General features: G+C 57.6%; 29 protein-coding genes and 3 tRNA genes. 16 read left to right on the top strand and 16 right to left on the bottom strand.

The annotated features are described in order from the left end of the window. Nucleotides 1-229 precede the first annotated feature (229 nt). On the top strand, nucleotides 230-1,525 hold the full coding sequence (locus GOV91_RS10670; protein WP_171235494.1) for a lipoprotein-releasing ABC transporter permease subunit: 1,296 nt from the start codon (nucleotides 230-232) through the stop codon (nucleotides 1,523-1,525). Next, nucleotides 1,518-2,204: an ABC transporter ATP-binding protein gene (locus tag GOV91_RS10675; protein ID WP_171235495.1), complete on the top strand. Its 687-nt coding sequence runs from the start codon at nucleotides 1,518-1,520 to the stop codon at nucleotides 2,202-2,204. The genes GOV91_RS10670 and GOV91_RS10675 overlap by 8 nt, the downstream gene beginning before the upstream one ends. On the opposite strand, the gene GOV91_RS10680 is transcribed toward GOV91_RS10675, so the two are convergent. Beyond that, nucleotides 2,188-2,625 (bottom strand): DMT family transporter, encoded by a 438-nt coding sequence (locus tag GOV91_RS10680; protein ID WP_171175403.1) that lies wholly within the window; start codon nucleotides 2,623-2,625, stop codon nucleotides 2,188-2,190. The genes GOV91_RS10675 and GOV91_RS10680 overlap by 17 nt on opposite strands. Nucleotides 2,626-2,717: 92 nt before the next feature. On the opposite strand from GOV91_RS10680, the gene GOV91_RS10685 reads away from it, so the two are divergent. Beyond that, nucleotides 2,718-3,122: a cytochrome c gene (locus tag GOV91_RS10685; RefSeq protein ID WP_171175401.1), complete on the top strand. Its 405-nt coding sequence runs from the start codon at nucleotides 2,718-2,720 to the stop codon at nucleotides 3,120-3,122. On the opposite strand, the gene GOV91_RS10690 is transcribed toward GOV91_RS10685, so the two are convergent. Beyond that, nucleotides 3,113-3,805, bottom strand: coding sequence for a hypothetical protein (locus tag GOV91_RS10690; RefSeq protein WP_171235496.1), 693 nt, complete (start codon nucleotides 3,803-3,805; stop codon nucleotides 3,113-3,115). The two genes, GOV91_RS10685 and GOV91_RS10690, sit on opposite strands and share 10 nt — an antisense overlap. Nucleotides 3,806-3,847: 42 nt before the next feature. Continuing rightward, nucleotides 3,848-4,510, bottom strand: a complete 663-nt coding sequence (locus tag GOV91_RS10695) for a DNA-3-methyladenine glycosylase I (protein WP_171235497.1) — start codon at nucleotides 4,508-4,510, stop codon at nucleotides 3,848-3,850. A 416-nt stretch (nucleotides 4,511-4,926) separates the two neighbouring features. Here GOV91_RS10695 and GOV91_RS10700 point away from each other — a divergent pair, with 416 nt between their 5' ends. The 5 genes from GOV91_RS10700 (at nucleotide 4,927) to GOV91_RS10720 (ending at nucleotide 10,360) form a co-directional block, all read left to right on the top strand. After that, nucleotides 4,927-5,877, top strand: coding sequence for an ABC transporter substrate-binding protein (locus tag GOV91_RS10700; protein WP_171235498.1), 951 nt, complete (start codon nucleotides 4,927-4,929; stop codon nucleotides 5,875-5,877). 8 nt (nucleotides 5,878-5,885) lie between these two features. Then, nucleotides 5,886-6,935: a betaine/proline/choline family ABC transporter ATP-binding protein gene (locus GOV91_RS10705; RefSeq protein WP_171235499.1), complete on the top strand. Its 1,050-nt coding sequence runs from the start codon at nucleotides 5,886-5,888 to the stop codon at nucleotides 6,933-6,935. Beyond that, a complete protein-coding gene (locus GOV91_RS10710) occupies nucleotides 6,932-8,998 on the top strand; it encodes a proline/glycine betaine ABC transporter permease (protein ID WP_171235500.1) in 2,067 nt (688 codons plus the stop codon). The genes GOV91_RS10705 and GOV91_RS10710 overlap by 4 nt, the downstream gene beginning before the upstream one ends. Nucleotides 8,999-9,103: 105 nt before the next feature. Then, on the top strand, nucleotides 9,104-9,769 hold the full coding sequence (locus GOV91_RS10715; RefSeq protein ID WP_171235501.1) for an NnrU family protein: 666 nt from the start codon (nucleotides 9,104-9,106) through the stop codon (nucleotides 9,767-9,769). A gap of 69 nt (nucleotides 9,770-9,838) precedes the next feature. Then, complete coding sequence (locus GOV91_RS10720) at nucleotides 9,839-10,360, top strand: DUF2478 domain-containing protein (protein ID WP_171235502.1); 522 nt, start codon at nucleotides 9,839-9,841, stop codon at nucleotides 10,358-10,360. Between the two features lie 319 nt (nucleotides 10,361-10,679). On the opposite strand, the gene GOV91_RS10725 is transcribed toward GOV91_RS10720, so the two are convergent. Further along, nucleotides 10,680-10,763, bottom strand: a tRNA-Tyr gene (locus GOV91_RS10725). 116 nt (nucleotides 10,764-10,879) lie between these two features. On the opposite strand from GOV91_RS10725, the gene rlmB reads away from it, so the two are divergent. The 4 genes from rlmB (at nucleotide 10,880) to GOV91_RS10745 (ending at nucleotide 13,170) form a co-directional block, all read left to right on the top strand. Continuing rightward, nucleotides 10,880-11,650 (top strand): 23S rRNA (guanosine(2251)-2'-O)-methyltransferase RlmB, encoded by a 771-nt coding sequence (gene rlmB / locus GOV91_RS10730; protein WP_171175384.1) that lies wholly within the window; start codon nucleotides 10,880-10,882, stop codon nucleotides 11,648-11,650. A gap of 15 nt (nucleotides 11,651-11,665) precedes the next feature. Continuing rightward, complete coding sequence (locus GOV91_RS10735) at nucleotides 11,666-11,947, top strand: hypothetical protein (RefSeq protein WP_171176233.1); 282 nt, start codon at nucleotides 11,666-11,668, stop codon at nucleotides 11,945-11,947. A 103-nt stretch (nucleotides 11,948-12,050) separates the two neighbouring features. Then, nucleotides 12,051-12,503, top strand: a complete 453-nt coding sequence (locus GOV91_RS10740) for a YHS domain-containing (seleno)protein (RefSeq protein WP_174836676.1) — start codon at nucleotides 12,051-12,053, stop codon at nucleotides 12,501-12,503. Between the two features lie 196 nt (nucleotides 12,504-12,699). Continuing rightward, the gene (locus GOV91_RS10745) at nucleotides 12,700-13,170 is read left to right on the top strand and encodes a CoA-binding protein (RefSeq protein ID WP_171175380.1); all 471 of its coding nucleotides are present in this window, start codon (nucleotides 12,700-12,702) and stop codon (nucleotides 13,168-13,170) included. Here GOV91_RS10745 and GOV91_RS10750 read toward each other — a convergent pair. From GOV91_RS10750 to hisF, 3 genes are all read right to left on the bottom strand, one after another. Continuing rightward, nucleotides 13,167-13,739, bottom strand: a complete 573-nt coding sequence (locus tag GOV91_RS10750; RefSeq protein WP_171175378.1) for a hypothetical protein — start codon at nucleotides 13,737-13,739, stop codon at nucleotides 13,167-13,169. The two genes, GOV91_RS10745 and GOV91_RS10750, sit on opposite strands and share 4 nt — an antisense overlap. Before the next feature lie 68 nt (nucleotides 13,740-13,807). Continuing rightward, nucleotides 13,808-14,125 carry a phosphoribosyl-ATP diphosphatase gene (locus tag GOV91_RS10755; RefSeq protein ID WP_171235503.1) on the bottom strand — a complete coding sequence of 106 codons (318 nt, stop codon included), beginning with the start codon at nucleotides 14,123-14,125 and terminating at the stop codon, nucleotides 13,808-13,810. Beyond that, nucleotides 14,122-14,883 carry an imidazole glycerol phosphate synthase subunit HisF gene (gene hisF, locus GOV91_RS10760; protein ID WP_171235504.1) on the bottom strand — a complete coding sequence of 254 codons (762 nt, stop codon included), beginning with the start codon at nucleotides 14,881-14,883 and terminating at the stop codon, nucleotides 14,122-14,124. The genes GOV91_RS10755 and hisF overlap by 4 nt, the downstream gene beginning before the upstream one ends. 120 nt (nucleotides 14,884-15,003) lie before the next feature. Between hisF and GOV91_RS10765 the strand changes: the two genes are divergently transcribed. Then, on the top strand, nucleotides 15,004-15,450 hold the full coding sequence (locus GOV91_RS10765) for a DUF302 domain-containing protein (protein WP_254440651.1): 447 nt from the start codon (nucleotides 15,004-15,006) through the stop codon (nucleotides 15,448-15,450). A gap of 1 nt (nucleotide 15,451) precedes the next feature. On the opposite strand, the gene hisA is transcribed toward GOV91_RS10765, so the two are convergent. Then, on the bottom strand, nucleotides 15,452-16,171 hold the full coding sequence (hisA, locus tag GOV91_RS10770) for a 1-(5-phosphoribosyl)-5-[(5-phosphoribosylamino)methylideneamino]imidazole-4-carboxamide isomerase (RefSeq protein WP_171235505.1): 720 nt from the start codon (nucleotides 16,169-16,171) through the stop codon (nucleotides 15,452-15,454). A 134-nt stretch (nucleotides 16,172-16,305) separates the two neighbouring features. Between hisA and GOV91_RS10775 the strand changes: the two genes are divergently transcribed. After that, complete coding sequence (locus GOV91_RS10775; RefSeq protein WP_171235506.1) at nucleotides 16,306-16,707, top strand: DUF2147 domain-containing protein; 402 nt, start codon at nucleotides 16,306-16,308, stop codon at nucleotides 16,705-16,707. 3 nt (nucleotides 16,708-16,710) lie between these two features. Here GOV91_RS10775 and hisH read toward each other — a convergent pair whose 3' ends face one another. After that, entirely contained in the window at nucleotides 16,711-17,349 is a 639-nt protein-coding gene (gene hisH, locus GOV91_RS10780) for an imidazole glycerol phosphate synthase subunit HisH (RefSeq protein ID WP_171175368.1), read from the bottom strand. 85 nt (nucleotides 17,350-17,434) lie between these two features. Next, nucleotides 17,435-18,022 (bottom strand): imidazoleglycerol-phosphate dehydratase HisB, encoded by a 588-nt coding sequence (hisB, locus tag GOV91_RS10785; protein WP_171175366.1) that lies wholly within the window; start codon nucleotides 18,020-18,022, stop codon nucleotides 17,435-17,437. 154 nt (nucleotides 18,023-18,176) lie between these two features. Here hisB and GOV91_RS10790 point away from each other — a divergent pair, with 154 nt between their 5' ends. Then, nucleotides 18,177-18,416 (top strand): Lrp/AsnC family transcriptional regulator, encoded by a 240-nt coding sequence (locus tag GOV91_RS10790; protein ID WP_050602861.1) that lies wholly within the window; start codon nucleotides 18,177-18,179, stop codon nucleotides 18,414-18,416. Here the strand turns inward: GOV91_RS10790 and GOV91_RS10795 are convergent. From GOV91_RS10795 to GOV91_RS10805, 3 genes are all read right to left on the bottom strand, one after another. Further along, nucleotides 18,413-19,279 carry a GNAT family N-acetyltransferase gene (locus tag GOV91_RS10795; protein WP_217352027.1) on the bottom strand — a complete coding sequence of 289 codons (867 nt, stop codon included), beginning with the start codon at nucleotides 19,277-19,279 and terminating at the stop codon, nucleotides 18,413-18,415. The two genes, GOV91_RS10790 and GOV91_RS10795, sit on opposite strands and share 4 nt — an antisense overlap. An 81-nt stretch (nucleotides 19,280-19,360) precedes the next feature. Further along, nucleotides 19,361-19,435, bottom strand: a tRNA-Gly gene (locus GOV91_RS10800). 33 nt (nucleotides 19,436-19,468) lie between these two features. After that, nucleotides 19,469-19,543: transfer RNA gene (locus tag GOV91_RS10805), tRNA-Gly, on the bottom strand. Between the two features lie 148 nt (nucleotides 19,544-19,691). On the opposite strand from GOV91_RS10805, the gene GOV91_RS10810 reads away from it, so the two are divergent. Next, nucleotides 19,692-19,844: a hypothetical protein gene (locus GOV91_RS10810; RefSeq protein WP_171175362.1), complete on the top strand. Its 153-nt coding sequence runs from the start codon at nucleotides 19,692-19,694 to the stop codon at nucleotides 19,842-19,844. Nucleotides 19,845-19,857: 13 nt separating this feature from the next. Here GOV91_RS10810 and GOV91_RS10815 read toward each other — a convergent pair whose 3' ends face one another. The 3 genes from GOV91_RS10815 to GOV91_RS10825 all read right to left on the bottom strand — a co-directional run bounded on the left by GOV91_RS10815 (nucleotide 19,858) and on the right by GOV91_RS10825 (nucleotide 25,039). Continuing rightward, nucleotides 19,858-20,241 (bottom strand): MAPEG family protein, encoded by a 384-nt coding sequence (locus tag GOV91_RS10815; protein WP_171175360.1) that lies wholly within the window; start codon nucleotides 20,239-20,241, stop codon nucleotides 19,858-19,860. A gap of 78 nt (nucleotides 20,242-20,319) precedes the next feature. Continuing rightward, nucleotides 20,320-23,757, bottom strand: a complete 3,438-nt coding sequence (locus GOV91_RS10820) for a pyruvate carboxylase (RefSeq protein WP_171235508.1) — start codon at nucleotides 23,755-23,757, stop codon at nucleotides 20,320-20,322. A gap of 160 nt (nucleotides 23,758-23,917) precedes the next feature. Then, nucleotides 23,918-25,039 (bottom strand): alpha-hydroxy acid oxidase, encoded by a 1,122-nt coding sequence (locus GOV91_RS10825; RefSeq protein ID WP_371732300.1) that lies wholly within the window; start codon nucleotides 25,037-25,039, stop codon nucleotides 23,918-23,920. Nucleotides 25,040-25,073: the final 34 nt, after the last annotated feature.

The following is a 25,073-nucleotide window of genomic DNA, read 5'->3' on the forward strand; positions in this document are numbered from 1 at the left end:
GATGATTAACTTCATAACTGAAACAATCCGGTCGTGTCTGTGAAGGTCTTCACAACTCATGGTATAACGCTACGTTTCGAAGTCATCCATTTTGCGGCGACGTATCTGTGGTGAACCGAATCAATGCGGCTCATTCGGGCCGAGGTATGGGGTCTTTGCGACTACCGGCTTGACCATCGGGAGAAATGCCGAAACTGTCGCCGCAAACAAGAAACACCCCGGAGCAGGCATGGCCAAGACACCCCCGCCCTTTGCCCCTTTTGAATGGAAGATCGCTTGGCGTTACCTTCGGGCCCGCAGGGCTGAAGGTGGTGTCAGTGTGATGACGTGGATATCTCTGATCGGTATCACGCTTGCAGTGTTCGCACTGATTGCGACGTTGGCGGTTCGGTCGGGCTTCCGTGCGGAATTTGTGGGCACAATTCTGGGTGCCAACGCACATGTGACAGTCTATTCGTCCGGGGAAATTGATGATCAGGGTCGGGTCGACCGAACGATAGCCGATTACGAAGATCGCGCAGCCCGGATCGCACAGGTCGCCGGAGTTGAACGGGCTGCGCCTTTGGTCAAAGGGCAGGTGTTGATCACCAATCGCGACCGCAGCAGTGGGGTTGAGGTGTTTGGCATCCGACCCGACGATCTGTTCGATTTGCCGGGTATCGCCCAGGCAGAGCAGGCCGCAGGCGATCTGACAGAGTTTCAAACAGGTGAAGATGTCATCGCCATTGGATCCGGTGTTGCGCGCAGTATCGGAGCCACCGTGGGGGATGTCGTCAAGCTGACCTCGCCAAATGGGGTCAAGACCGCCTTTGGCACTTCACCGCGTGTAAACGCGTATCGCGTTGTCTATGTGTTTTCAGCTGGTCGCTACGACATCGACCGCACCCGCGTGTATATGCCGTTTTCGCAAGCTCAGAGTTTCTTCAACCGTGAAGGTGTTGCGGATGAGATCGAAGTGATGGTGCAGCAGCCGGAAAGTCTGGGTCCAATTCTGATTTCGATCATTGAGGCCTCGGGCGAACGCAGTCAGATATGGACATGGCAGGATGCGTCCGGCGGCTTTCTTCGCGCGCTGGAAGTTGAAGACAACGTGATGTTCATCATCCTTTCGATTCTGGTTCTGATTGCCGCGATGAATATCGTTTCGGGCCTGATCATGCTGGTCAAAAACAAGGGTCGAGACATCGGCATCCTGCGGACCATCGGCCTGAGCGAAGGGTCCGTTCTGCGGGTCTTTTTCATCTGCGGTGCATTCACCGGCCTGATAGGCACGGCGATGGGTGTTATTCTGGGATGCCTTTTCGCAATCTACATCGATCCGATCTTTTCTTTTGTGAATTACGTGATGGGCGGTGGTGTCTGGGACCCGTCGATCCGCGGCATTTACGCTTTACCGGCCGAGTTGCACCTGAGTGACGTGCTCAAGGCCATCGGCCTGTCGCTTGGCCTGTCTTTCATCGTCACCTTTTTCCCAGCCCGTCGTGCGGCACGGCTGAACCCGGTCGAGGCGTTGCGTTATGAGTGATGTCACATTGCGTCTGAGCGGGCTGACCAAAACCTACCTAAAGGGCACACCGGGCGAGGTGCAGGTACTGCGTGGGGTCGATCTGGACTTACGCGCGGGGGAGGCCGTTGCGATGGTTGCTCCGTCAGGTGCGGGCAAATCAACGCTTCTTCACATCGCGGGCCTGTTGGATAGGCCCGATGAAGGTTCGGTCGAGATTGCCGGTCAGGGCGTGACCGGCAAGGGTGATCGTACCAGAACTGCACTACGTCGGCGGGACGTCGGGTTCGTGTATCAGTTTCACCACCTCCTGCCCGAATTCACAGCTTTGGAAAACGTCACCCTGCCACAACTGGCGAATGGCGTTTCTGAAAAAGCTGCGCAGGCACGGGCTATGGACCTTCTGGATCGGGTTGGCGTCGCCCCACGTGCCAGCCACCGCCCTGCGGCGTTGTCGGGCGGGGAACAACAGCGTGTGGCCTTTTGCCGGGCGCTGGCCAACGCACCGCGTGTTTTGTTGGCGGATGAGCCGACCGGCAATCTGGACCCGGAAACCTCGGATCAGGTTTTTGACGCGCTGATGGCACTAGTGCGCGACGAAGGGCTTTCGGCCTTGATTGCGACCCACAACCTGGATCTGGCGGCTCGTATGGACCGCATGGTCAAGCTTGAGGGCGGGGTGCTCAGGCCAGTTGCGTGATCGCAACGCCTATGGCCATTACGGCGATTCCGCCGGCTCGTATCCATGTCAGCGGCGTGATCTGAGCGCCAAATAGGCCGAAATGGTCAATCGCCGCTGTGCTGATCAATTGCCCCAGCAATACAAAGAAAACCGCGTTACCGACACCGAAGTGCGGGGCCACGTGGGTGATCGACAGAACATAGAACGAGATCAGAACACCGGCCAGCAACAAGTGTTTCGGGGTCGCAGCCACCTTGGAAAGCGCTTCGAGACCCGGAAAAAGAAGCATCACTAAGGCCGACGCGATAAAGGCGATCGCAAACAGGATCACGGCGGCGGTGGTTGGTGAGCCAATCAGCTTGCCTAGGGCCGCGTTCAACGCCGCAAGGATGGGAACGCCGATCCCGGCTGCCAGCATAATGGCTGCGTATTGTGTCATGGCCCGTGCCCTCCGCCTGCGTTGATCTGGATCATTGCGCCAAGACATCCGCCGGGCAACCCTTCAATTGTCAATCTTGACAGGAGGATAGGATGTTCAAGGCAACCCTTGGTGCGCTGGTATTGTCGGTTTCAGTCGTATCGTCTCAGGCCGCTTTGGCGCAGGACGCCAAGATCGGACAAGAACTTTACATGCACTATTGTGCAACCTGTCATGGGATTGATGCGACCGGGCAGGGGCCTATGGCCAGTGTGTTGGTCGTGCAGCCGACTGATTTGACCGATTTATCCGGCCAGGATGGTCTTTTCCCAACCGCCCGCGTAGTTGGCCGGATCGATGGACGGGACCCTTTGGTCAGCCACGGCAGCCCGATGCCGGTGTATGGCCCGTATTTTGATGGGCAGGACACATCGATGAAGACACCTCAGGGACAGCCGATCCTGACAAGCCAGCCTATTGTGGATCTGGTGGCCTATCTGGAAACGCTTCAGGACTGACTGCAAATCCCGTCTACTTCGGCTTCGCTCCACGGCAAAAGAACCGCTCGTTCACGCCCTTTTTCCGGCAACGGAGACAGGTCGAAATGTGCGCCCAACATAGTGTGGAGCCTTGCTGTGCGTTCGGCCTGAGGGTCCAGCGCACGGCAGCAAACGTATTCTTCGACGATCGCGCCCTGCTGTTCGAAGCCGTAGGACAAAAAGTCAGGCGAGGTGTCCAGATCGAACAGATACGGATCCCGCCGCCCGCCATGCTCTGCCGCTGCCCGCAGGGGGTGATAGCCGGTGGTTTTGCGATTCTGCCATTGCCAGACATGGGTCAGTTCATGGGCCAGCAGCATCGCGGCGATTAGGTTCATCTGATCGGGGAAGTCGGTCATGTAGTCTTCCAGATACCAGTCGCGTGCAAAATAGACCTTGTTGAACAGGGCGACGGCAGCGGGCTTGCCGGTGACAAACCCCGCTTCGACTGGCGGCAAAATAAGCTCACGGCAGGCCAAACGTGGGCGTTCTTCCCGGAAATACGTGACCGTAGCGACCGGGGCACCTTCGACCAATCGTACATTATCCAGATTCAGTGTGTCGCCTTTAATGCTCTCTGCAAACACGCGCTCTGGTTCTGTCAGCGGACGCCCGCAGGACGATAGAAATAAGAGAGAAACTAGAAAAACGCGCAGAACCATATGAAGAATCCTAGTCTGCTGCGCCCGTTCAGCAAACCGTTTTCAAACGCTCATGGCCAGAACCCGGCTGATTTCGGTCAAGGATCGTCCGGATTGATCCATCCAGGTGTTAAAGGCTTGCTGAACGGCCAACATCGCCTTTTTGGACGTGGCAGGTTTGTCGATCACGCCTTCGGCGATCAGCCGGGCGGTAACGTCTTGGGACAGAATAAAACTGTCACGTCCCATGAAACGCATCGCGTATTGGGCAGACGCACCGCCCAGCCGCGATCCGCGCTTGGCCAGCAGTGCCAGCAAGTTGATGTAATCTGCCGAGGGCCAGCCCCCCAGTACTTTGCCCGCGCCGCCTTCTTCGCGCAGTTCCATCAGAAACGCGGCATTGTCACGAACGGCTGCGATCTTGGTGCCGTTACGAACGATTCGTTTGTCTTGCAGCAACGCATCGAATTTTTCGTCATCCATAAACGCGCATCGACCCACGTCGAACCCGTCAAATGCCACCTCGAAACCATCCCATTTGTTCTCGATGACCTTCCAGTTGAACCCGGCCTGAAAAACACATTTGGTTAACATGGCAAGCCAGCGATCTTCGGGTATTTCTGCCAGTTCCTCAGGGCTTTTGGGTTTGTGCAGCATGGCTTGCAATGCATCCGGCCCGCCGTGCCGTGATGCTGAGATGTTGAAGATTTCGTCAAAGGTGCGCATTTGTTCAATCTCAAGGTTATGCTGAAAATGTTTATCGTTTGTTCCGGTTTTGCAATGGGGAATCAGTTCTTGCGCATTGAATTGGTGGATAACGGGCTTTGACCTTGACGATGAAAAAACGGGCTTTTGTAAAGTATTTCTCGACAAACGGCCGAAATTTGGTTTTGATTGACTCGTCAGTCAATGTCCCGTGTGGGCAACAGGGGCATGGGACAGGTCGGGTTGAGCGCCGCAAGTGCGCTTAAGTGGAGCGAAAAAGAAAGAGCAAGGCGAAAGACTTTGCTTTTCACAATCGCCACACTTTCCTTTTCCGACAAAGTTTGTGCATGTTGCGACATGATGGTGTCGTCAAACAAGAGACCCGGCAGGAAGGTCCTAACCGGGTTCAGGAAACAATTAAGACTGGGAGAAAGTCCATGAAGAAACTGAGTGTAAGCCTTATGGCTCTGAGCGTTGCAGGTGCGGTGCAGGCGGCGGACATGGGCGCTGTGGATGAGCCGATCAAACTGGCGATCAATGAATGGACCGGTCAACATGTGACAACGCATGTGGCGGGTGAGATGCTCAAGTCAGCTGGGTACAAGGTCGAATATGTGACAGCGGGCATGATGAACCAGTTCCAGGCGCTGGCCGATGGCGACATCGACGCGACACTGGAAATCTGGTCGTCCAACGTGTCAGACGAATATGCCAAGAAGATCGACGAAGGCACCGTGGTTGAAATCGGTGATTTGGGCTTGGATGCCAAAGAGGGCATTGCGTACCCGGCACACGTGGCGGATCTGTGCCCGGGCCTGCCCGCGTGGGAGGCACTGAAGGATTGTGCGCAGGTTTTCGCAACCGCTGAAACTCTGCCCGGTGGTCGTCTTGTCGACTATCCGGCCGATTGGGGCACACCCGGCGCAGACCGCATGACCGGCCTGGAACTGCCTTTTAAAGCCGTGCCTGCGGGGTCCGAGGGTGCCCTGATCGCCGAGCTGCGCGCCTCGACCGAGCGTAAATCACCGCTGCTGATCACCTTCTGGCAGCCGCATTGGGCGATGTCGGCCTACGACGTTCAGTTCGTCGACCTGCCTGCGGGAGAAGAGGCGTGCTTTAATGATCCGGCCTGGGGCCCGAACCCCAATGCAGTGAATGACTGCGATTTCTCGCCGTCTCGCATCTTCAAGGCCAGCTGGAGCGGTATGGAAGACAAGTGGCCCGCCGCTTATGAAATCCTGTCAAACTATCAACTGGCGGTTGAAGACCAGCAACCGATGATGGGTGCGATCGACGTTGATGGCGGTCAGGTCGAAGAAGTTGTTGCTGCGTGGATGGCCGAAAACGAAGGCAAGTGGCGTCCGGTTGTTGACGCAGCGACGCAGTGAGCACGTAAGTGACTGACGCGACTATGCCAGCCATTGCCTGCCAGAACCTCTGGCAGGTCTTTGGCCCCGGCGCTGAAAAGGCCCTGACCGACGCGCTGTCTCGGTCAGGGAATGACGCTGATAAGGCCGCCTCCGATCTGCGGGAAAACGGATTCATCCCGGCGGTGCAGGATGCCAATTTCGAGGTCAAAGAAGGCGAACTGTTCGTCATCATGGGCCTGTCAGGCTCGGGTAAATCCACGTTGATCCGTTGTATCTCGCAACTGTTGCCCGGTACGGGTGGCGAGATTCGGGTCGACGGCGCAAATGTCATCGGAGCCTCAAAGAAGGCCTTGACCGAGTTGCGTCGCAAAAAGCTGGGTATGGTGTTCCAGCACTTTGGCCTGTTCCCGCACATGACCGTTGCCGAAAACGTCGCTTATCCGCTGCGCGTGCAGGGCGTGAGCAAAAAGGAACGTCTGGCAAGGGCGCAGGAAGTCATCTCACTCGTCGGTCTGGAAGGGCGCGAAGACAGTTTCCCCCGCCAGCTTTCAGGTGGTCAGCGTCAGCGTGTGGGAATTGCGCGGTCCTTGGCCGTGAACCCCGATATCTGGTTTCTGGACGAGCCGTTCTCGGCTCTTGACCCGTTGATCCGTCGCCAGTTGCAAGACGAATTTCTGCGCATTCAGGCGACATTGAAGAAGTCCATCGTCTTCATCACCCACGATATTCAAGAGGCGCTGAAACTCGCTGACCGCATCGCGATCATGCGCGACGGCAAGATCGTTCAGATCGGTACCCCAACTGATATCGTGCTTCGACCGGTTGATGATTATGTGCGCGAGTTTTCCAAGGACGTGGCCAAGGGTCAGCACGCCAAGGTCGCTTCGGTCATGCGGAGCGAGGCGGAATGTGGCCCGGACGATCCCGGCCTGACCACTTCGATGACGCTGGACGCGGCCCTTGCACATTGCATGGAATTGTACGAGCCCGTGCCGGTGCGGGATGCCAGCGGCAATGTCGTCGGCACGGTTCATCCCTCGGATCTGGCCGCTGCATTGCAGGTGGATGAAGCATGACCGCTGTCACTGATCTTCCGGCGCAACGCAGCGCGCAGGTGACAGCGGGCGCGAAAGCCGCGCTGATCACAGTTATCGTCGGAGCGGTTTGCCTTGCGCTTGAGGGTATCGCCCCGTGGCTGGTCAAATGGCCTGCCGCATGGGAACTGCCTGCAACCCAATGGGTTGGTGCATTTCTTGACTGGTTTCTCAACCTGATCAAACCGGCGATGCGGTTGTTCTCGGACATGATGACCTATCCAATGAACTGGGCGAATTTCGTGCTGGGCAATACGCCATGGCCCATCCTGATCGGGATTGTGACCGCGTTGGGGTGGTATCTGGGCGGCTTGCCCATGGCGGCGTTGGGTTTTCTGGGGCTCAGTTTTGTACTGGCGTCGGGCTATTGGGCTGAGAGTATGAATACGCTGGCCCTTGTTGCCGTGTCGGTCCCGGTGGCACTGCTACTGGGTGGTGGCATAGGCATCCTGGCCAATGAAGTGCCGAAGGTAAAAACCTTTGTGCAGGCTGTTCTGGATGTAATGCAGACGGTGCCGACCTTTGCGTATCTGACACCGCTGTTGTTGCTGTTCGGTTTTGGGCCTGTTGTTGGTCTGATCGCCTCGGCCATCTACGCCGCGCCGCCGATGGCGCGCAATGTGATGTTGGGTCTGGAGCGGGTAGAGCCCGAGATCAAAGAAGCCGCCATCATGTCTGGTGGCACCCGGTTCCAGCAATTGTTTCAGGTCGAAATCCCTGCTGCCACAACGCAGATCATGGTCGGTGTGAACCAATGTCTAATGGCCGCTCTGTCGATGGTCATCATTGCCGCCGTCATCGGAGGTTTCAACGACATCGGCTGGGAAGTTCTGCTTACCATGCGCAAAGCCCAGTTCGGTGAATCGCTGATGGCGGGTCTGGTCATCGTGGTCTTTGCCGTGGTGATCGACCGGATGAGCGGCACGCTGGCAACCGAGCGCAAACGCTATGACAGCCGCGTTGTCTGGGCCATGCTGGGCTTTGCTATTATCTTCACGGCTGCCTTCTGGGCGTGGCTGCCGAACCCGTCCGAACTGACCCTACTGGACCCCATGGCCGAAGCTGTGGACAGCGGCCTGACGGCGTTTACGCAAAACAACGGCCCGTGGCTGGATGCGCTTAAGAACAACTCGCTGTTCTATGTGCTGCTGCCGTTGCGGATCGGGCTGGATCAGGCAGTTCTGCCTTTCACCTGGGGCTTTCAGTGGACAGCGGGCATGAGCTATGGCCTGTTTGCCGTAGGTGCCGTGATTGTGCTTTTGATGGCGTGGCGCGGGCGGCTAACGGGTGGGCTGATTGTTCTGATCCTGATTGGCATGCTGGAAACAGGCATTGCCAACCTGCCTTGGCCCTTTGTGCTGACTGGCGCAGCTGCTTTGGGCTGGGTCGCAGGTGGGTGGCGTCTTGCGGCGCTTTGCGTGGGGCTTCTTTGCACCATTCTCGTTTCGGGTCTTTGGGAAAGGGCGCTTCTGTCGCTCTACCTCAGTGGTGCGGCAGTGTTTTCCTGCGCAGTGGTCGGAGGCCTGATCGGCCTTGCCAGCGCTGTTTGGGAGCCGGTTTGGAAAGTGGTTCGCCCGATCTGCGATATGTTGCAGACGATTCCATTGTTTGTGTTCCTGATCCCCGTGCTGATGGTGTTCCAGATCGGCGAATTTTCAGCGTTCCTCGCAATTTGTGCCTACGCGATTGTCCCGATGATCCGCTATACGCGGCACGGGCTGGTCAACACGCCAGAGGAAATGATGGAAGCTGCAATCTCAAGCGGTGCAACCGAGTGGCAGATCATGCGGGACGTGCGTGCACCTTATGCTGCACCGACCATACTGCTGGGGCTGAACCAGACCATCCTTTACGCCTTTGCAATGCTGGTCATCGCGGCATTGATCGGGACCACTGGCTTGGGGCAGTCGATCTATCTGGCGCTGGGTCAGGCGGATGTCGGGCTGGGGATCTCAGCCGGGGCTGCGATGGCGATTCTGGCACTGATCGCAGACCGCATCGTGCAGGGCTTTGCCGAAGAACGCCGCGCGGCACTTGGGCTATGACTTGGCGCAGGGGCGGTATGCCTGCCCCTGCGCAAAACTTGATTTCGGACAAGGAACCCACCGCCATCCTGATCTAGACCGATCCCAATACGTTCGGAGATCACCATGACCGGTTGGGTTCTATTTCTCGCAGCGCTTGTCACGTTCCTTCTCAGCCACGCAATTCCCGTGCGGCCGGCGGTGCGCAGGTGGCTAACCGGAACGCTGGGGCATCGCGGGTATTTTGCAGGGTATTCGATCCTGTCGCTGGCTGTGTTGGTCTGGCTGATCATTGCAGCCGCAAACGCACCTTATGTGGAGGTCATTCCACCGTTTCCAGTATTGCGCTGGGTGCCAGTACTGATCATGCCGGTCGTCTGTTGGCTGGCCCTTGCGGGGCTGGCCATTCAAAATCCGTTCTCGTTTGGCGGGCTAGGCAACCGGGCCTTTGACCCAGAGCAGCCCGGTATCCTGCGCACCACCCGCCACCCGGTCCTTGCCGCGTTGATGTTGTGGGCATTGGCACACTTGCTGGCCAATGGCAGCCTGTCGCACGTCATCCTGTTTGGCCTGTTTGCCGGTTTCGCAGCCATGGGCATGTCTTTGATCGACCGTCGCAAACTTAGCGAAATGGGGATTGAATGGGTCCGGTTGTCTCGAAAAACCGCGCGCTTTTCACTCCGTGCGCCGCGCCCTTGGCCACGTCCCTGGGTATGGATGACCGCACTTGCCGCCTATGCGGTTCTTCTTCACCTGCACGCTCCTGTGATCGGTCTGTCTCCGTTTCCGTAGCTGGGGGAGTGGTCGGATACACCTGAGCGTGCTATTTGAAATGTCGAAATGAAAAACAAGAGGTCCAAGATGAATCTGGCCTATGTCACCACCACCGATCGCGGCGCCACTGATCGCCTGTTAAGCGCTGTTGCAGAACACCTGCTGGCTTCGGGCGCGAAACTGGCGGGCGTTGTTCAGACCAACACCGAATGCGCGGACAGCAGCAAATGCGATATGGATGTGCGCGTGCTGCCAGAGGGTGAGACCATCCGCATTTCGCAATCTCTAGGAACACAGTCGCGCGGTTGCCGCCTGGACCCCGCAGCACTGGAACAGGCGGTTGGGTATGTGACTGCTTCGCTTGAAAAGGCACCCCAGTTGCTGATCATCAACAAATTCGGCAAGCACGAATCGGATGGCCGAGGATTCCGCCCTGTGATCGGCGAAGCATTGGCGATGGACATCCCGGTGCTGGTCGGCGTGAACGGGTTGAACGAAGAAAAGTTTCAGGCGTTCGCGGACGGCGCTGCGGAAGCCCTCCCGGCGGACCTAGATGCAATCGAGGCGTGGTTCAACAAGGTTTCAGAACTGCGCACGGCGGCAGAGTAAGGTAGTAAACCCCTAAAAACAGGGTAAAAAAGGCGCCGAAGCGCATTCAGCGCCTTTTTTCAATATTGCAGGGGCTTCAGCCCGGAAAAAACCAGACAGACTTGGACTGCGTCTTACAGGCGGTGATGCTGTCGCGGCTTCAATACCCCTCTGGAAACGAAAATGATCAAGGGCACCGGGAAGTGCTTCGCAACAGTGTAATCAGATCAAACGGTTGGTTCTTAAACCTTGGTTTTTTTCAACCGCGCACAACGCCAGCCAACCCGATCACAGCGTGCCAAAAACACACTCTGCACATCTTCACGCTCAGTTGGAAAGATGGTGGGCGACCCTGGAATCGAACCAGGCGTGCGTCTCCGCGAGGGAGTTACAGTCCCCTGCCACACCTTGCGGCCTGTCGCCCACTGTCAGGCGTTGCACCTGACGTGGAGGCGTGATTACTAGCGCACCAAAGGAGCGTCAACAGGAAAATTTCGCTTTGGCGCAGGAAACCGAATTCTCGGCCCGGAGGCCCATAAAATGAAGAAACCCAAATGGGTCGTCGAAAAGGAACAGGCGCGCAAAGCCGCTGCGGCCGAAACCGTCTGGCTGTTCGGCTTGCATGCGGTGCGGGATGCTTTGATGAACCCAAATCGTCAGAAATTGCGCCTGATCGTGACACGTAACGCCCGTGACAAGCTGGCGGAAGCCATTGAATTTGCTGGGATTGAAGCCGAGATGGTTGATCCACGTAAGTTCACCGCGCCTATTGATGCTGGTTCGGTTCACCAGGGTGCTGCGCTTGAGGTCAAGCCGTTGGATTGGGGCGGTCTGGCCGAAAACTGTATTGGACGGGAAAACCCAAGAGTCATTCTGCTGGACCGAGTGACTGATCCACATAACGTTGGGGCGATTCTGCGCTCAGCCGAAGTTTTGGGGGCCAGCGCTGTGATAGGTACGCGGCATCACTCTGCACCTGAAACAGGGGCGCTGGCCAAAACCGCCAGCGGTGCGCTGGAACGCCAACCATATTTGCGGGTGCGCAACCTTGCAGACGCGATCATCGAGCTTCAGGGCATGGGGTTTCTGGTTCTTGGACTGGACGGCGAAGCCGATATGACGATCGAAGGTGCGTTGGTCGAGGGGCATGATCGCCCCGTGGCGCTTGTGCTTGGTGCCGAAGGCCCGGGCTTGCGGCAGAAGACCAAAGAAACCGTCGATCAGTTGGTGAAAATTGACGCAGCAGGCGGGTTTGGGTCACTGAATGTCTCAAACGCGGCGGCAATCGCCTTATATGCATCTCGTTCCTGAGCAAAGGAGAGCGCCATTTCCGGTCCATCCAAAATCGCCACCTGCTGTTATTGCGGCACTCGTGCGGCCCTGGTCCTGAAGGGAAAAGAGCGGCATGAGCTTAGCTGTTCAAGCTGCGGTGCTCCGCTACATGATCTCAAGATGATTCCAAAGCGTAAGGCCGTGAAAGAAAAACAGGCGCGACCTGCCGTGTCTCATATGGTGCATTCAAGGGCAAAACGTAAAAAGAAGAAAAAGAGCGTGTTCTCACGTGTGTTTGACGAAGCCTGGGACGTGATTGAGGATATTTTCGACTAGGCGCCCTTGCGTTGAAACTCGATCACATCCTTGTCAACGGGGCTTCCGTTACCGCCGAAAACTTGCATGTTGATACCTCAAGACTCCAGACTCTGACGTGGCGATGCTGATCCAACGTTCCATCCTTGGCGCGCTAAGCGCTGTATTCCTTTCTTCTGCCGTTTCCGCGCAGGACAATCCCGTCTATTTCGCCACCGAAGGTGTGGCGATGGCCGGGTATGATCCCGTGACCTACTTCGAAGGCGCGACGCCCGTTATGGGTGCCCCGGAAAACGCTGTGATGTGGAAAGGGGCAAAATGGCATTTTTCATCTGCGGAAAACCGAGAGCGCTTTGAAAGCAACCCCCGGGCCTTTGCTCCGCAGTTTGGCGGGTATTGTTCTTACGCGATGGCCAAAGGGGTTCTGAAAAGCACCGATCCCAATGCGTGGCAGGTGGTCGATGGCCGCCTGTATCTGACGCACTCAAAGCAGATTGAGATGATGTGGCAGCAGGATAGGGCGGAATTCATTGAAATGGCGGAAGAAAACTGGCCGGTGATCTTGTACCACAACTAGGCAAGAATCGGCTAATTGTGAAAAGTCATCACAAAAATGCGCGCCCCCTCTTTTTTTTCACCAACTCATGCCTAAATGTCACAGTGACCGCGGAACGGAACTGCCGCGGGTCATTTCACTGTCCCTCGTTCCAACAACTGGCGCCCAAGCTGTCTTGGGCGCTTTTTTCTTTTGATAACCCTGTTAAGGATAGGGCATGTCAAATTATCCCGATCAGCACCTCAAAACCATTCTGCAACGCACCAAGACAGTTGCCGTTGTAGGAGTGTCGTTGAACCCTGTGCGACCCAGTTTCTACGTGGCGCGCTATCTAACCTTGAAGGGATTTGATGTGATCCCGGTCAATCCAGGCCATGCAGGCAAAGACCTATTCGGTCAGACAGTGCGAGGTAGTCTTTCGGACATAACCGAGCCCGTGGATATGGTGGATATTTTTCGGCGGTCCGAAGCTGTGCCGCCTATCGTTGACGAAGCTCTGGACGTTTTTCCCTCTCTCAGCACGATTTGGATGCAGATCGGGGTTGAACATGCCGAAGCGGAGGCAAAGGCCGAAGCACGGGGCGTTGACGTAGTGATGAACCGCTGTCCCAAGATCGAGTATCAGCGCCTGTTTGGCGAGCTGCGCATGGGCGGATTTTCGACCGGAATCATCTCGTCCAAACTTTAGGGCGTTGCTGGCTGATAGGGTTTCAGCCGGGCCACCTGTTCCTGTCGCCGCTTCTCTAGCACCACGTCGCGCGGCACCCATTCGTAACGGGTGTCCTCGACCAGCGGAGACCAGAACAACACCCCGCCATAGCGCCACGGGTCCAGTACGACACCGTCATACAACGATTCCCCCTTGCGGCTGATGATCGCTGTGGAGTGGTCGATTCTCAGCGGATTATCGGCATTGGCTATGGCGCGATGCATCTCAAGCGTTTGGAAATTTTCCTGCTTCAGACGACGCTCAATGTCCTCGGCCCAGTGCCAGCAGAGCCCGCGTGGGCGCACGCCTTTGTTGACCTTTGCGTTGTGGATCAATGGCGGGTCAGTGATCTGGTATTCATCGACCAGCTGTGCGGTGTAGGCGTAGGCAACCTGCGCCGCTCGTTGGGCTTCTTCGGGATCTATGTCAGGGCCCAAACTTTGAATTTCAGTTGCCAGGCGTTGAACCTGGTCCCCAGTCGAGGGCGGTGGCGCAGAGCAGCCCGCGACGATGGCAAGCGTTGCCACAAGCATCAAAACTCGGATCATGTCGCGCCCTCGGCTGCCAATCTGACGTCCAAGTATAGCGGTCCAAACAGCGACGCGGAACCCAGGTGTTACCTCTTAGGGCGGGAAGCCTTTTCCGCGATACCGCTGACGCCCTGACGGTGCGCAAGCTCGGCCAGAACGTCATCCAGCGCCACGTCCCGAGCCGCCAGCATGACCAGCAGGTGATACAGCACGTCTGCGGCCTCGGAGGTCAGTTTGGCCTTGTCATCTTTGACGGCTTCAATGATCGCCTCAACGGCTTCTTCGCCAAACTTCTCGGCGCATTTTTCGGGGCCTTTGGCCAGTAGTTTGGCCGTCCAGCTCGAGTCCGGATCAGCCTGTTTTCGCGCCTCAATTGTGTTGGACAGGTCGTGCAGAATGCTCATGTCAGTCTCATCGGAATGCCCGCAGCGGCCATGTGTTCCTTGGCCTCGCGGATGGTGTATTCGCCGAAATGGAAGATCGAAGCAGCCAGTACGGCGCTTGCACCGCCTTTGGTGACACCTTCCACCAGATGGTCCAGATTGCCGACACCTCCGCTGGCGATTACCGGTACATTCACCGCGTCGGAAATGGCGCGGGTCAGGGGCAAATTGAAGCCCGCCTTGGTGCCGTCACGATCCATCGAGGTCAAAAGGATCTCTCCGGCCCCTTTGGCAACAACGGTCTTGGCAAATTCGACCGCATCAATGCCGGTGGGCTTTCGCCCACCATGGGTGAAAATTTCCCACTTTCCGGGGCTGACGGTCTTGGCGTCTATGGCGCAAACGATGCATTGACTGCCAAACTGGTCCGCCGATTCCGCGATCACGTTCGGGTTGGCGACGGCGGCCGAGTTGAAACTGACCTTGTCCGCCCCAGCCAGCAGCAGGGCACGGACATCTTCCTTGGTGCGTACACCGCCGCCCACTGTCAGTGGGACAAAGCACTGCTCAGCCGTGCGCTTCACCACATCAAACATCGTTCCGCGGTTTTCGTGGGTCGCATGGATGTCCAGAAAACATATCTCGTCAGCGCCGGCGGCGTCATAGGCCTTGGCCGATTCCACCGGGTCGCCCGCGTCGCGCAGGCCAACGAAATTCACGCCTTTGACCACGCGGCCATCAGCGACATCAAGACAGGGAATGATCCGGGTTTTCAGCATCTGGGTGTCCTTCGTTGCCGGACCTTTACCGGCAAAGCACCGCTGATGCCAGACTTGTGATTGTGATCCATCGTGAAGCCATGGAAATTAGGGGTGAAATTCATGAAAAGGATTATCGAGATGAAACATCTTCTTCTGGCTTCAATTCTAACATTCGGGGGCGTACTATCCGCCATGGCTGACGGCATCATCAAAGTTCAAACAAGTAAATCCGTGGCTGAGGCGCTGGATGCGTTGGAAGCAGCAGTGGGCAATGCCGGGGCCACCGTGTTTGCGCGAATCGACCATGCGGCCGGAGCGGAAAAGGTCGGTACGCCCATTCCTGCCAATCAGGTGCTGATTTTCGGCAACCCTGCGCTGGGCACGCCAGCCATGCAGATCGACCCGCGTGCTGGGTTGTTCCTGCCGCTCAAGGTGCAAGCCTATGAGGACGCCAGCGGTCAGGTCTGGCTGGCCTATGAAGACCCCAAGGAAACGATGGATGAGCTGGATGAGGTCGAAAAGTCACCCGTCATCGAAAAGATGCGCGGCGCTTTGGCGAAACTGACCGCCGCTGCCGCGCAGTAGTTCAGTTAAGGGCGCGAATGGCCTCGGCCAGGTCAATCGCGCCATCATACAGCGCCCGACCCGAGATCGCGCCGTCCAGTTCGACACCACAGTCGCGCAGGGCGATCAGGTCATCCAAAGAGCTGACGCCACCCGACGCAATCAAGGGGATAGAAACCGCTTGAGCGAGGGCTGCTGTCGCCTCGATGTTCGGGCCCTGCATCGCGCCATCACGGTTGATGTCAGTATAGATGATTGCGGCCACGCCTGCGTCTTCGAAACTGCGGGCCAGATCGGTGACCTGCACGTCAGTCTCTTCGGCCCAGCCTTTAGTCGCCACCATACCGTTGCGCGCATCAATGCCCACGGCGACCTTGCCGGGGAAGGCTTTGGCCGCTTCGCGCACCAGATCAGGGTTTTCGACCGCAACGGTGCCCAAAATGACCCGCGCCAATCCCTTGTCGATCCACGTTTCGATCGTGGCCATGTCGCGGATACCACCGCCTAACTGAGCGGGCACGTCGCAGGCTTTCAGTATCGCCTCGACCGGAGCTGCGTTAACCGGTTCACCCGCAAACGCGCCGTTCAGATCGACCAGATGCAGCCACTCGCATCCCGCCTCGACAAAGGTGCGGGCCTGTGCGGCAGGGTCTTCATTGAACACAGTGACCTTGTCCATTTCACCGCGCAGCAGGCGCACCGCATTGCCGTCTTTGAGGTCGATGGCGGGGTAGAGGATCATGTCGGGTGGCCCTATATCTTTGTTACACGCGCGGGGTATCGCACAGGCAGGGCAGGGGATGCAACGCGACGCTGGGTCATTCTTGCCCGTCGGTCCTTGGCGGGTCAGACTGCCCTCAAAACAGGGAGAAAATCATGAAGAAATTTACGTTTGCAGCGGGTTTGTCGCTTCTTGCGACCAGTGTTTTGGCAGCAGATCCTGTTGACGGGCTATGGAAGACTGCGCCGGGTGACACGGGTGGTTACCTGCATGTCACGATTTCCGAATGCGGCAGCGCGATTTGCGGCACAATCGACAGCGCCTTTGATGCGGATGGCAACCAGCAGCTGGAATACGAAAATCTGGGCAAACAGATCATCTGGGACATGGTGCCCGAAGGTAGCGGCAGCTATGACAGCGGCAAGATCTGGGCCCCGGACCGCGACAAGACCTACAACTCGAAAATGTCGCTGGACGGGCAGAACAAGCTGACCGTCAAGGGTTGTGTGGCGGGTGGTTTGATCTGTCGCGGCCAAACCTGGACGCGCGTCCAGTAATCCTTAGGGGTTCCAGGTCAGGAAGTTGCCCAGCATACGCAGCCCAACGTCCTGACTTTTCTCGGGGTGGAACTGCATCCCAACCATCGTGTCGCGGCCAATCACGGCCGTGACCTCTTGCCCATAATCAACGTAAGCCAGCCGCTGTGCTGGGTCGCTCACACGAAAATGGTAGGAGTGGACGAAATACGTGTGATCACCGGATTTCACCCCATCGAACACTGGATGATCGCTTTCCAGGACCAGATCATTCCAGCCCATATGGGGGACTTTTAGGGCTGCATCCGAAGGCTCAATTCGGACAACATCACCTGCAACCCAGCCCAAACCATCGGTTTCGCTGTATTCATGGCCCTTGGTGGCCATCAGTTGCATCCCAACGCAGATGCCCAGAAACGGTCGTCCCTTTTGCTCGACTGCCTCGACCATCGCATCATAGATGCCTCTGTGTCCCCGCAGCTCGGCGGCACAGGCCGGAAAGGCCCCATCACCCGGCAACACCAAACGATCCGCACGCGCCACGACGTCTGCGTCCGAGGTCACAACAACCTCACCGGCATCCAATTCACGCGCCATGCGCTGAAAAGCCTTCTCGGCCGAGTGCAGATTGCCCGACTCATAATCAATGATCGCAGTCAACATGATACGGACCTGTTCTTCTTCTTGTTCCAAATACGGCGGGGTGAATTGGCCAAAGGCCAAGAGTGGCGGCGCCCCTTACCACCGCCTACAAAGCACCCTTGGTCGATGGAATCGCATCCGCCTTGCGTGGATCGGTTTCGACTGCATCACGCAAAGCGCGCGCGACAGCTTTGAAAGCCGCCTCGGCAATGTGATGGCTGTTGAAGCCGTGCAACTGGTCGATGTGCAGGGTGATGCCGCCATGTGTGCTGAGCGCCTGAAAAAACTCTCGCACAAGCTCTGTGTCGAACGTGCCGATCTTCTGCGTGGGCAAGTCTACATTCCAGATCAGGAACGGACGGCCCGACAAGTCCAGCGCGCAGCGCACTTGTGCGTCGTCCATAGGCAGATGACATTCGCCATAACGGCGGATGCCTTTCTTATCGCCCAGAGCCTGCGTCAGTGCCTGACCCAGCGCGATGCCGGTATCTTCGACCGTGTGATGGTCGTCGATGTGATAATCACCCTTGGCACTGATCGTCATGTCGATCAGCGAGTGGCGCGCCAGCTGATCCAGCATGTGGTCAAAGAAGCCAACACCGGTCTGGTTGTCATAGGTGCCGGTGCCATCCAGATTGACCTGAACCGTGATCTCGGTCTCGGCGGTCTTGCGGCTGATCGAAGCGCTGCGCATGGGCGAATTCCTTTTGCTACAGGCGCGCTTATAGACGGGGTTGGGCTGCCTTATCCAGACCATAGGTGGCATTCAGGCCAAACTGTTGCAGGGGATTGCACCCGGCTGTGCCCCGTGTCAGCTTGCAAGCAACACGAACCGATAGGGTCACACTATGTCCACCTGCGTTTTTATCCAGATCCGCTGCAAACCCGGCACCACTTATAAGGTGGCCGAAGAAATCGCCCTGCGCGAAATTCATTCCGAACTGTATTCCACCAGCGGCGAATATGACCTGCTTCTGAAGCTCTATATCCCCGAGACCGAGGATGTGGGCCACTTCATCAACGAACACTTGCTAGTGATCCCTAACATCGAACGCTCGCTGACCACCATGACATTCAAGGCGTTCTAGCCCAGTTCGAACGTCGTCACGCCAAAGATTCGGTCCAGATCGATATCCGGCTGATGGCTGGAATACATCCGGGCGGTTTCAAACACTTTGTCCAGTCCAAGCGCGTCGGCCAAAGCGAAGGCTGATGTGTTGGGCTGTGGCATGTCCACAAAAACCTCATGCTCGTTGTGGTCTTCGGGAATCGCCGTCAGCAGAGCTGCTAACAGAGCCCTTGCAATGTCGGTATTGTCTGCAAACAGTGGACCAACCTTGTATCCGGTGATGCAAGGGCGCAGCGTTGCGTAGCCTTGGATTCTGCCATTGTCGGAATAGACCTTTGATACGTGATTGTAAGCGCTGAGCCAGCTTTCAAGGAACAGATCGCGTGCAGCGGGAAACATGTCGCGATCATAGGCTTTCAATTCATCTGACGCACTGCTCAGATCCGCTACGCAATCATTCGAAGATGTACCCAGCTTCGCCAGCATCCGCATTTTTGTTCCGGCAAATCGGTAGTTGTTATACGCGAAGGTAAAGCCGGATTTGCGATAATTTTCCTGCTGCTCGACAACGCCATCCAGACCCATGTTACGACTGCCGCAATGAGCAAGCGCATGTTGCGCTATCTCAAGCCCATGACCATGGTGCCGGAACTCGGGTTTAACGATGTAAAAGCCCAGAAACGCGAAATCGGCGTTGTAATTCACCGCCGAGACCGAGGAAATCATCTCTCCATCCAGAAATCCGCCCAGAAACCCGTCCGGGTCCGTTGGGCGAAAGCACTCGGCGTCGTGTACGCCGGGGTTCCATCCTTCACGACCGGCCCAATCCACAGCGTGCTGGACTTCGGCAGCAGTGAGTGGGCGAATGATATAATCAGACATCGGGTAATCCTGCATTGCGTAATGCGACCAGAATGGCGCAACGCGCTGCAAAGAACCAGCATGTTCGGATCGGTTGGTATCTGGAGCGGGCGAGGCGATTCGAACGCCCGACCCTAACCTTGGCAAGGTTATGCTCTACCCCTGAGCTACGCCCGCATCAGATACATATGTGGTCCAAAGACCTCTCAATGGAGCGGGCGAGGCGATTCGAACGCCCGACCCTAACCTTGGCAAGGTTATGCTCTACCCCTGAGCTACGCCCGCGCCGTTGAGTGAGGAGGGATGTATAAATTCCCACGCGAGGCTGCAAGCGGAAAAACGCAAAAAAGAGGAAAAATCTTTCGACGGAAATCCGAGCCCAGCTCGTTGAAAATCTAGAGCGTGAAAAAATAAGAGGGGCTGAAGAATGAAAATGGCACGTATAGCTGATATGAAAATGGCGCTGTTGGCCGCGCTGATCATATTGACCACGATGCTATGCGCACGGGTTGAGGACAAGGTGGTCGAGGTCGACCCAGTCCTGATGCGCGCGCCACTGGTCGAAACGCTGGTGTTGGCGGGATAAACCCCGCCTACAGTCAGAGGGCCAGGACCAGATTCGCGATCGCGGTTACCAATATTGCTGTGAACGTCAGCCCCATTCCAAGCTGTCGCAGAATGACGATCTGCGGCGTTCTGCCAAACCCGTATGCGTGCAACAGACGCCCGGCCAACAGCATCAGGCCCAACACGTGTAACGTCAGGCTACCTGCGCCTTGCAACTCTACCATTGCGATCAGCAAAAGGCCGATGGGTGCGTATTCGGCGCAATTGGAATGCGTGCGTATCGCCTTGATCATAAGTTTGCTGCCGCCATCGCCGACCGAGATTTTGTCGCTACGGCGCTGTAGAATCACTTTGACGCTGAGCGCTACGTACAGGATTGCGATCAGGGCCGCGTAGATCGGTGTGATTGCAAGCATGGTCTGTCTCCGTTCCAGCATTGAAAAGGGCCGCACGGTTTCCCGCACGGCCCTTTGAACTTTAGCTGGTTCGACGGCTTATTCCAGTTCGACGAGCAGGTCTTTTGCGTCGATCTGGCCGCCTGGTTGCACGTGAACGGCTTTGACGGTTGCGTCGCGTTCGGCGTGGATGCCGGTTTCCATTTTCATCGCCTCGATGGTCAACAGCATGTCGCCTTCCTTGACCTCTTGTCCCGCAGTTACGGCAACCGTTGCCACGACCCCCGGCATTGGCGCGCCGACGTGATCGGGGTTGCCGGTTTCAGCCTTGGGCCGCGCCTGGGTGCTTGATGTGACCATCCGGTTCGGTACCCGGATGACACGGGGTTGGCCGTTCAGTTCAAAGAACACGCGGACTTCGCCGTTTTCATCGGTCTCGCCTATCGCCTGACAGCGGATCTCCAGCGTCTTGCCGGGGTCGATCTCAGCCGTGATCTCTTCGCCCGGCTCCATGCCGTAGAAGAAGGTGCGTGTAGGCAGAGTTCGGACAGGGCCATAGATCCGATGACGTCCCATGTAGTCCAGGAACACCTTGGGATACATCAGATAGCCGTTCAGGTCCTCGTCATCGACGTCTTTGCCTTCCAGCTGCTTGGACAGTTCGGCGCGGGTGGCTTCCAGATCAACCGCAGGCACGTCCTTGCCGGGGCGTTCTGTGTTGGGGGCTTCGTCCTTCAGCACCTTCTTGATGATGGTGTCGGGGAACCCACCCGGAGGCTGACCCAGATTGCCGCGCATCATGTCCACGACCGAGTCGGGGAAGGCGACGTCAGTTGCCGGGTCCTCGACCTGTTCGCGGGTCATGTTTTGGCTGACCATCATCAGCGCCATGTCGCCAACAACCTTGGATGAGGGTGTCACCTTCACGATGTCACCGAACATCTGGTTCACGTCGGCATACATCTGCGCGACCTCGTGCCAGCGCTCTTCCAGACCCAGGCTACGCGCCTGCGCCTTGAGGTTGGTGAACTGACCCCCGGGCATCTCGTGCAGATAGACCTCGGACGCCGGGGCCTGCAGGCTGGATTCGAAGGCCGCATACTGACCGCGAACCGCTTCGAAGTAGTCGCTGATCTCGCGGATTGCCTTGATGTCCAGCCCGGTGTCGCGGTCGGTGTGGCGCAGGGCCTCGACCACGGTGCCCAGCGTTGCCTGTGACGTGTTGCCCGAGAAGCTGTCCATCGCGCAGTCCACGGCGTCCACACCCGCATCGGACGCGGCCAGAATGGTCGCGCTGGCGATACCGGCGGTGTCATGGGTGTGGAAATGGATCGGCAAGCCGACCTCTTCTTTCAGCGCGCGGATCAGGATCTTGGCCGAGGCTGGTTTCAACAGACCCGCCATGTCTTTCAGGCCAAGGATATGCGCACCTGCGTCGCGCAGCTCTTTCGCCATGCCGACATAATACTTCAGGTCGTACTTGGCCCGATCCGGGTCAAGGATGTCGCCCGTGTAGCAAACCGTGCCTTCGCAGATCTTGCCGTTCTCGACGACAGCGTCCATCGCCACACGCATGTTCTCAACCCAGTTCAGCGAGTCGAACACGCGGAAGACATCAATGTTCTTGGACGCCTGGCGTACGAATTCCTGCACCACGTTGTCGGGGTAGTTGGTGTAGCCGACCCCGTTTGCTCCACGCAGCAGCATCTGGGTCATCAGGTTCGGCATCGCTTCGCGCAGGTCGCGCAAACGCTGCCACGGGCATTCCTGCAGGAACCGATAGGCGACGTCGAACGTTGCGCCGCCCCAGCATTCTACACTGAACAACTGCGGCAGGTTGGCCGCATAAGTCGGAGCAACCTTGATCATGTCGATCGACCGCATCCGGGTCGCCAGCAGTGACTGATGCCCGTCGCGCATGGTGGTGTCGGTGATCAGCAGTTGACGCTGTGCCTTCATCCAATCGGCCACGGCCTGCGGGCCCTTTTGCTCCAGCAGGTTGCGGGTGCCCATTTGTGGTTCGGCCTTTTGCGCGGGGGGCTTGGCCTCTTTCAAGTCGGCGCGCGGTTCGGGGCGATCCTTTGTCTCGGGGTGCCCGTTCACCGTAATGTCCGCGATATAGGTCAGAACCTTGGTGCCCCGGTCGCGGCGGCGCTTGAACGCGAACAGATCGGGTGTCGTGTCGATAAACTTGGTGGTGTATTCGTTCGACAGGAAGGTCGGGTGTTTCAGCAGGTTGATGACAAAGTCGATATTGGTGCTGACACCGCGAATGCGGAATTCACGCAGGGCGCGGTCCATGCGGGCAATCGCGGCCTCAGGCGTCGGGGCCTTGGCCGTCACCTTGGTCAGCAGCGAGTCGTAATACCGCGTGATCACCCCGCCCGCATAGGCGGTGCCGCCATCCAGACGAATGCCCATACCGGTGGCCGAGCGATAGGCGGTGATGCGGCCATAGTCGGGGATGAAGTTGTTCTGTGGGTCTTCGGTCGTAATCCGGGTCTGCAGCGCATGGCCGTTCAGATGCACATCCGCCTGGCTGGCAGCGCCTGTGGCTTCGGCCAGGGTCTTGCCTTCTGCGATCAGAATCTGTGCTTGAACGATGTCGATACCGGTGACTTCCTCGGTGACAGTGTGCTCCACCTGCACGCGCGGGTTCACTTCGATGAAGTAGAACTTGCCGGTTTCCATATCCATCAGGAACTCGACAGTGCCCGCGCACTCATAGTTCACATGGGCGCAGATTTTGCGCCCCAGTTCACAGATCTCCGCGCGCTGCTCTTCGGACAGGTATGGGGCAGGGGCGCGTTCGACCACTTTCTGGTTGCGGCGCTGGACCGAGCAGTCACGCTCATAAAGGTGATAGATCTCACCATGCTTGTCGCCCAGTATCTGAACCTCGACGTGGCGGGCGCGGGTGATCATCTTTTCCAGATAGCCCTCACCATTGCCAAAGGCGGCTTCGGCCTCGCGACGGCCTTCCAGCACCTTTTCTTCCAATTCGTCCTCGGACTCGATCGGGCGCATACCCCGACCACCACCGCCCCAGCTGGCCTTGAGCATCAGCGGATAACCGATCTCGGCGGCCTCGGCCCGGATCGCGTCCATGTCATCACCCAACACTTCGGTTGCGGGGATGACCGGAACGCCAGCCTCAATCGCCACACGCCGCGCACTGGCTTTATCGCCCAGAGCGCGCATGGTTTCGGCTTTGGGGCCAATAAAGGTGATCCCGTTCTGCACACAGGCATCCACGAAATCCGGGTTCTCGGACAGCAGGCCATAGCCCGGATGGATCGCGTCCGTGCCACACTCCTTGGCCACGCGGATAATCTCGTCAATGCTCAGATATGCAGCAACCGGGCCCATGCCTTCGCCAATGCGATAGGCCTCATCGGCCTTGAAACGATGCAGGCCAAGCTTGTCCTCTTCGGCAAAGACAGCAACAGTGCGTTTGCCCATCTCGTTCGCTGCGCGCATAACGCGAATCGCAATCTCGCCGCGGTTGGCAATCAGGATCTTGGTGAAGTCTGTCATATTAAGTCCCGGTCTTTTGTGTATGGGCGTGTTATTGGGCGAACAATACGCGCAGGTATATCCGTTCTTCTGGGTAGAACCGGCATGTTACCGCTCGCAAACGCCCTTTGGCCGCTGTAGCCTTATACGCATGCCGCGCTGCAGCATCAAATTATTAACACTATCTCTCAATTTGAGACAGTGCCGCCAGACCCATCTGACCCATATTTGCGTGCAGATCCTGTCTCAGAACATCGATGACATGCGCGGGGCCGCGAGGGCCAAGTGCCGCCAACCCGTACAAAAAAGCGCGCCCAAGCATGACAAAATCGGCGCCTAGGGAAAGCGCGCGCAGTACATCCAGGCCACTTTCGATACCGCTGTCAAATATTAGCGGTAAATTGGTGGCGTCGCGAATAGCTGGAAGAGCTTCAATGCTGGCCGGGGCTGCGTCAAATTGGCGACCTCCGTGATTCGAGACCCACAGGGCGTCCACACCAACCCGTTCCAGTCTGTCAGAATCTTCGGGACGCAAGATGCCTTTGACCACAAAGCCTCCGTCCCAATGATCGCGCAGCCACGATACATAGTCCAACCCCGGTGATGTCCTCAACAGGTACCCAATATGGGCCGTCGGCGGCAGATCGCCCGGATCTTCGATATACTTGTCCAGAGTGCGCATATGCGGCACGCCATTGCGCAGCATACCCATGGCCCAAGCGGGCTTTGTCGCAATCTGTGCCAGCAAACGCGGCGTCAGCTTTGGTGGTTGCCTCAGGCCCGAGCGGGTTTGTCGTTCCCTGCGCGAGGCTACTGGGACATCCACAGTCAGCACAAGGGTTCGAAACCCGGCCTGATGCGCCCGAACCAACATATCCTTGCGAATGTCTGGGTCGCGCGGCGGGTAAAGCTGAAACCAGGCGTTTGGTCCCAAGTGCGGCGCCAGGTCCTCAGGGCTTTGGCTGGCCACTGTGGATAAAGAATACGGAATCCCTTCCTGCGCGGCTGCCTGAGCCAACAGGCGCTCCGCGTCGGGCCAGACCAACCCCGACATCCCGATCGGCGCGATCCCAAAGGGCAAAGGGTAATCACGGCCCAGTAAGGTCCTCGACGTATCAAATTCCAGTTCGCCGTGCAGGATCGAGGGCGAAAGGCGGACGTCATCCAGCGCCTTTCGATTTCGTGTCAGAGTCGTTTCCGCCCCCGTACCGCTTTCGACATATTCCCATACGAAATGCGGCAGGCGGCGGCGCGCGTGACGTTTCAAATCCGGTATGCCGGGAAAGGTGCTGTGCAGGTCCATGCGCATTGATCCGACCCGCTGCGTGATTCGGCAA

The organism is Ruegeria sp. HKCCA6837, from assembly GCF_013034475.1.
Taxonomy (GTDB): Bacteria; Pseudomonadota; Alphaproteobacteria; order Rhodobacterales; family Rhodobacteraceae; genus Ruegeria.

Coding starts and splice junctions, on each gene's coding strand:
- GOV91_RS10670 (WP_171235494.1), top strand. CDS start 230: ATGGCCAAGACACCCCCGCCCTTTGCCCCTTTTGAATGGAAGATCGCT.
- GOV91_RS10675 (WP_171235495.1), top strand. CDS start 1,518: ATGAGTGATGTCACATTGCGTCTGAGCGGGCTGACCAAAACCTACCTA.
- GOV91_RS10680 (WP_171175403.1), bottom strand. CDS start 2,625: ATGACACAATACGCAGCCATTATGCTGGCAGCCGGGATCGGCGTTCCC.
- GOV91_RS10685 (WP_171175401.1), top strand. CDS start 2,718: ATGTTCAAGGCAACCCTTGGTGCGCTGGTATTGTCGGTTTCAGTCGTA.
- GOV91_RS10690 (WP_171235496.1), bottom strand. CDS start 3,805: ATGGTTCTGCGCGTTTTTCTAGTTTCTCTCTTATTTCTATCGTCCTGC.
- GOV91_RS10695 (WP_171235497.1), bottom strand. CDS start 4,510: ATGCGCACCTTTGACGAAATCTTCAACATCTCAGCATCACGGCACGGC.
- GOV91_RS10700 (WP_171235498.1), top strand. CDS start 4,927: ATGAAGAAACTGAGTGTAAGCCTTATGGCTCTGAGCGTTGCAGGTGCG.
- GOV91_RS10710 (WP_171235500.1), top strand. CDS start 6,932: ATGACCGCTGTCACTGATCTTCCGGCGCAACGCAGCGCGCAGGTGACA.
- GOV91_RS10715 (WP_171235501.1), top strand. CDS start 9,104: ATGACCGGTTGGGTTCTATTTCTCGCAGCGCTTGTCACGTTCCTTCTC.
- GOV91_RS10720 (WP_171235502.1), top strand. CDS start 9,839: ATGAATCTGGCCTATGTCACCACCACCGATCGCGGCGCCACTGATCGC.
- rlmB (WP_171175384.1), top strand. CDS start 10,880: ATGAAGAAACCCAAATGGGTCGTCGAAAAGGAACAGGCGCGCAAAGCC.
- GOV91_RS10740 (WP_174836676.1), top strand. CDS start 12,051: ATGCTGATCCAACGTTCCATCCTTGGCGCGCTAAGCGCTGTATTCCTT.
- GOV91_RS10745 (WP_171175380.1), top strand. CDS start 12,700: ATGTCAAATTATCCCGATCAGCACCTCAAAACCATTCTGCAACGCACC.
- GOV91_RS10750 (WP_171175378.1), bottom strand. CDS start 13,739: ATGATCCGAGTTTTGATGCTTGTGGCAACGCTTGCCATCGTCGCGGGC.
- GOV91_RS10755 (WP_171235503.1), bottom strand. CDS start 14,125: ATGAGCATTCTGCACGACCTGTCCAACACAATTGAGGCGCGAAAACAG.
- hisF (WP_171235504.1), bottom strand. CDS start 14,883: ATGCTGAAAACCCGGATCATTCCCTGTCTTGATGTCGCTGATGGCCGC.
- GOV91_RS10765 (WP_254440651.1), top strand. CDS start 15,004: ATGAAACATCTTCTTCTGGCTTCAATTCTAACATTCGGGGGCGTACTA.
- hisA (WP_171235505.1), bottom strand. CDS start 16,171: ATGATCCTCTACCCCGCCATCGACCTCAAAGACGGCAATGCGGTGCGC.
- GOV91_RS10775 (WP_171235506.1), top strand. CDS start 16,306: ATGAAGAAATTTACGTTTGCAGCGGGTTTGTCGCTTCTTGCGACCAGT.
- hisH (WP_171175368.1), bottom strand. CDS start 17,349: ATGTTGACTGCGATCATTGATTATGAGTCGGGCAATCTGCACTCGGCC.
- hisB (WP_171175366.1), bottom strand. CDS start 18,022: ATGCGCAGCGCTTCGATCAGCCGCAAGACCGCCGAGACCGAGATCACG.
- GOV91_RS10790 (WP_050602861.1), top strand. CDS start 18,177: ATGTCCACCTGCGTTTTTATCCAGATCCGCTGCAAACCCGGCACCACT.
- GOV91_RS10795 (WP_217352027.1), bottom strand. CDS start 19,279: ATGTCTGATTATATCATTCGCCCACTCACTGCTGCCGAAGTCCAGCAC.
- GOV91_RS10810 (WP_171175362.1), top strand. CDS start 19,692: ATGGCACGTATAGCTGATATGAAAATGGCGCTGTTGGCCGCGCTGATC.
- GOV91_RS10815 (WP_171175360.1), bottom strand. CDS start 20,241: ATGCTTGCAATCACACCGATCTACGCGGCCCTGATCGCAATCCTGTAC.
- GOV91_RS10820 (WP_171235508.1), bottom strand. CDS start 23,757: ATGACAGACTTCACCAAGATCCTGATTGCCAACCGCGGCGAGATTGCG.
- GOV91_RS10825 (WP_371732300.1), bottom strand. CDS start 25,039: ATGGACCTGCACAGCACCTTTCCCGGCATACCGGATTTGAAACGTCAC.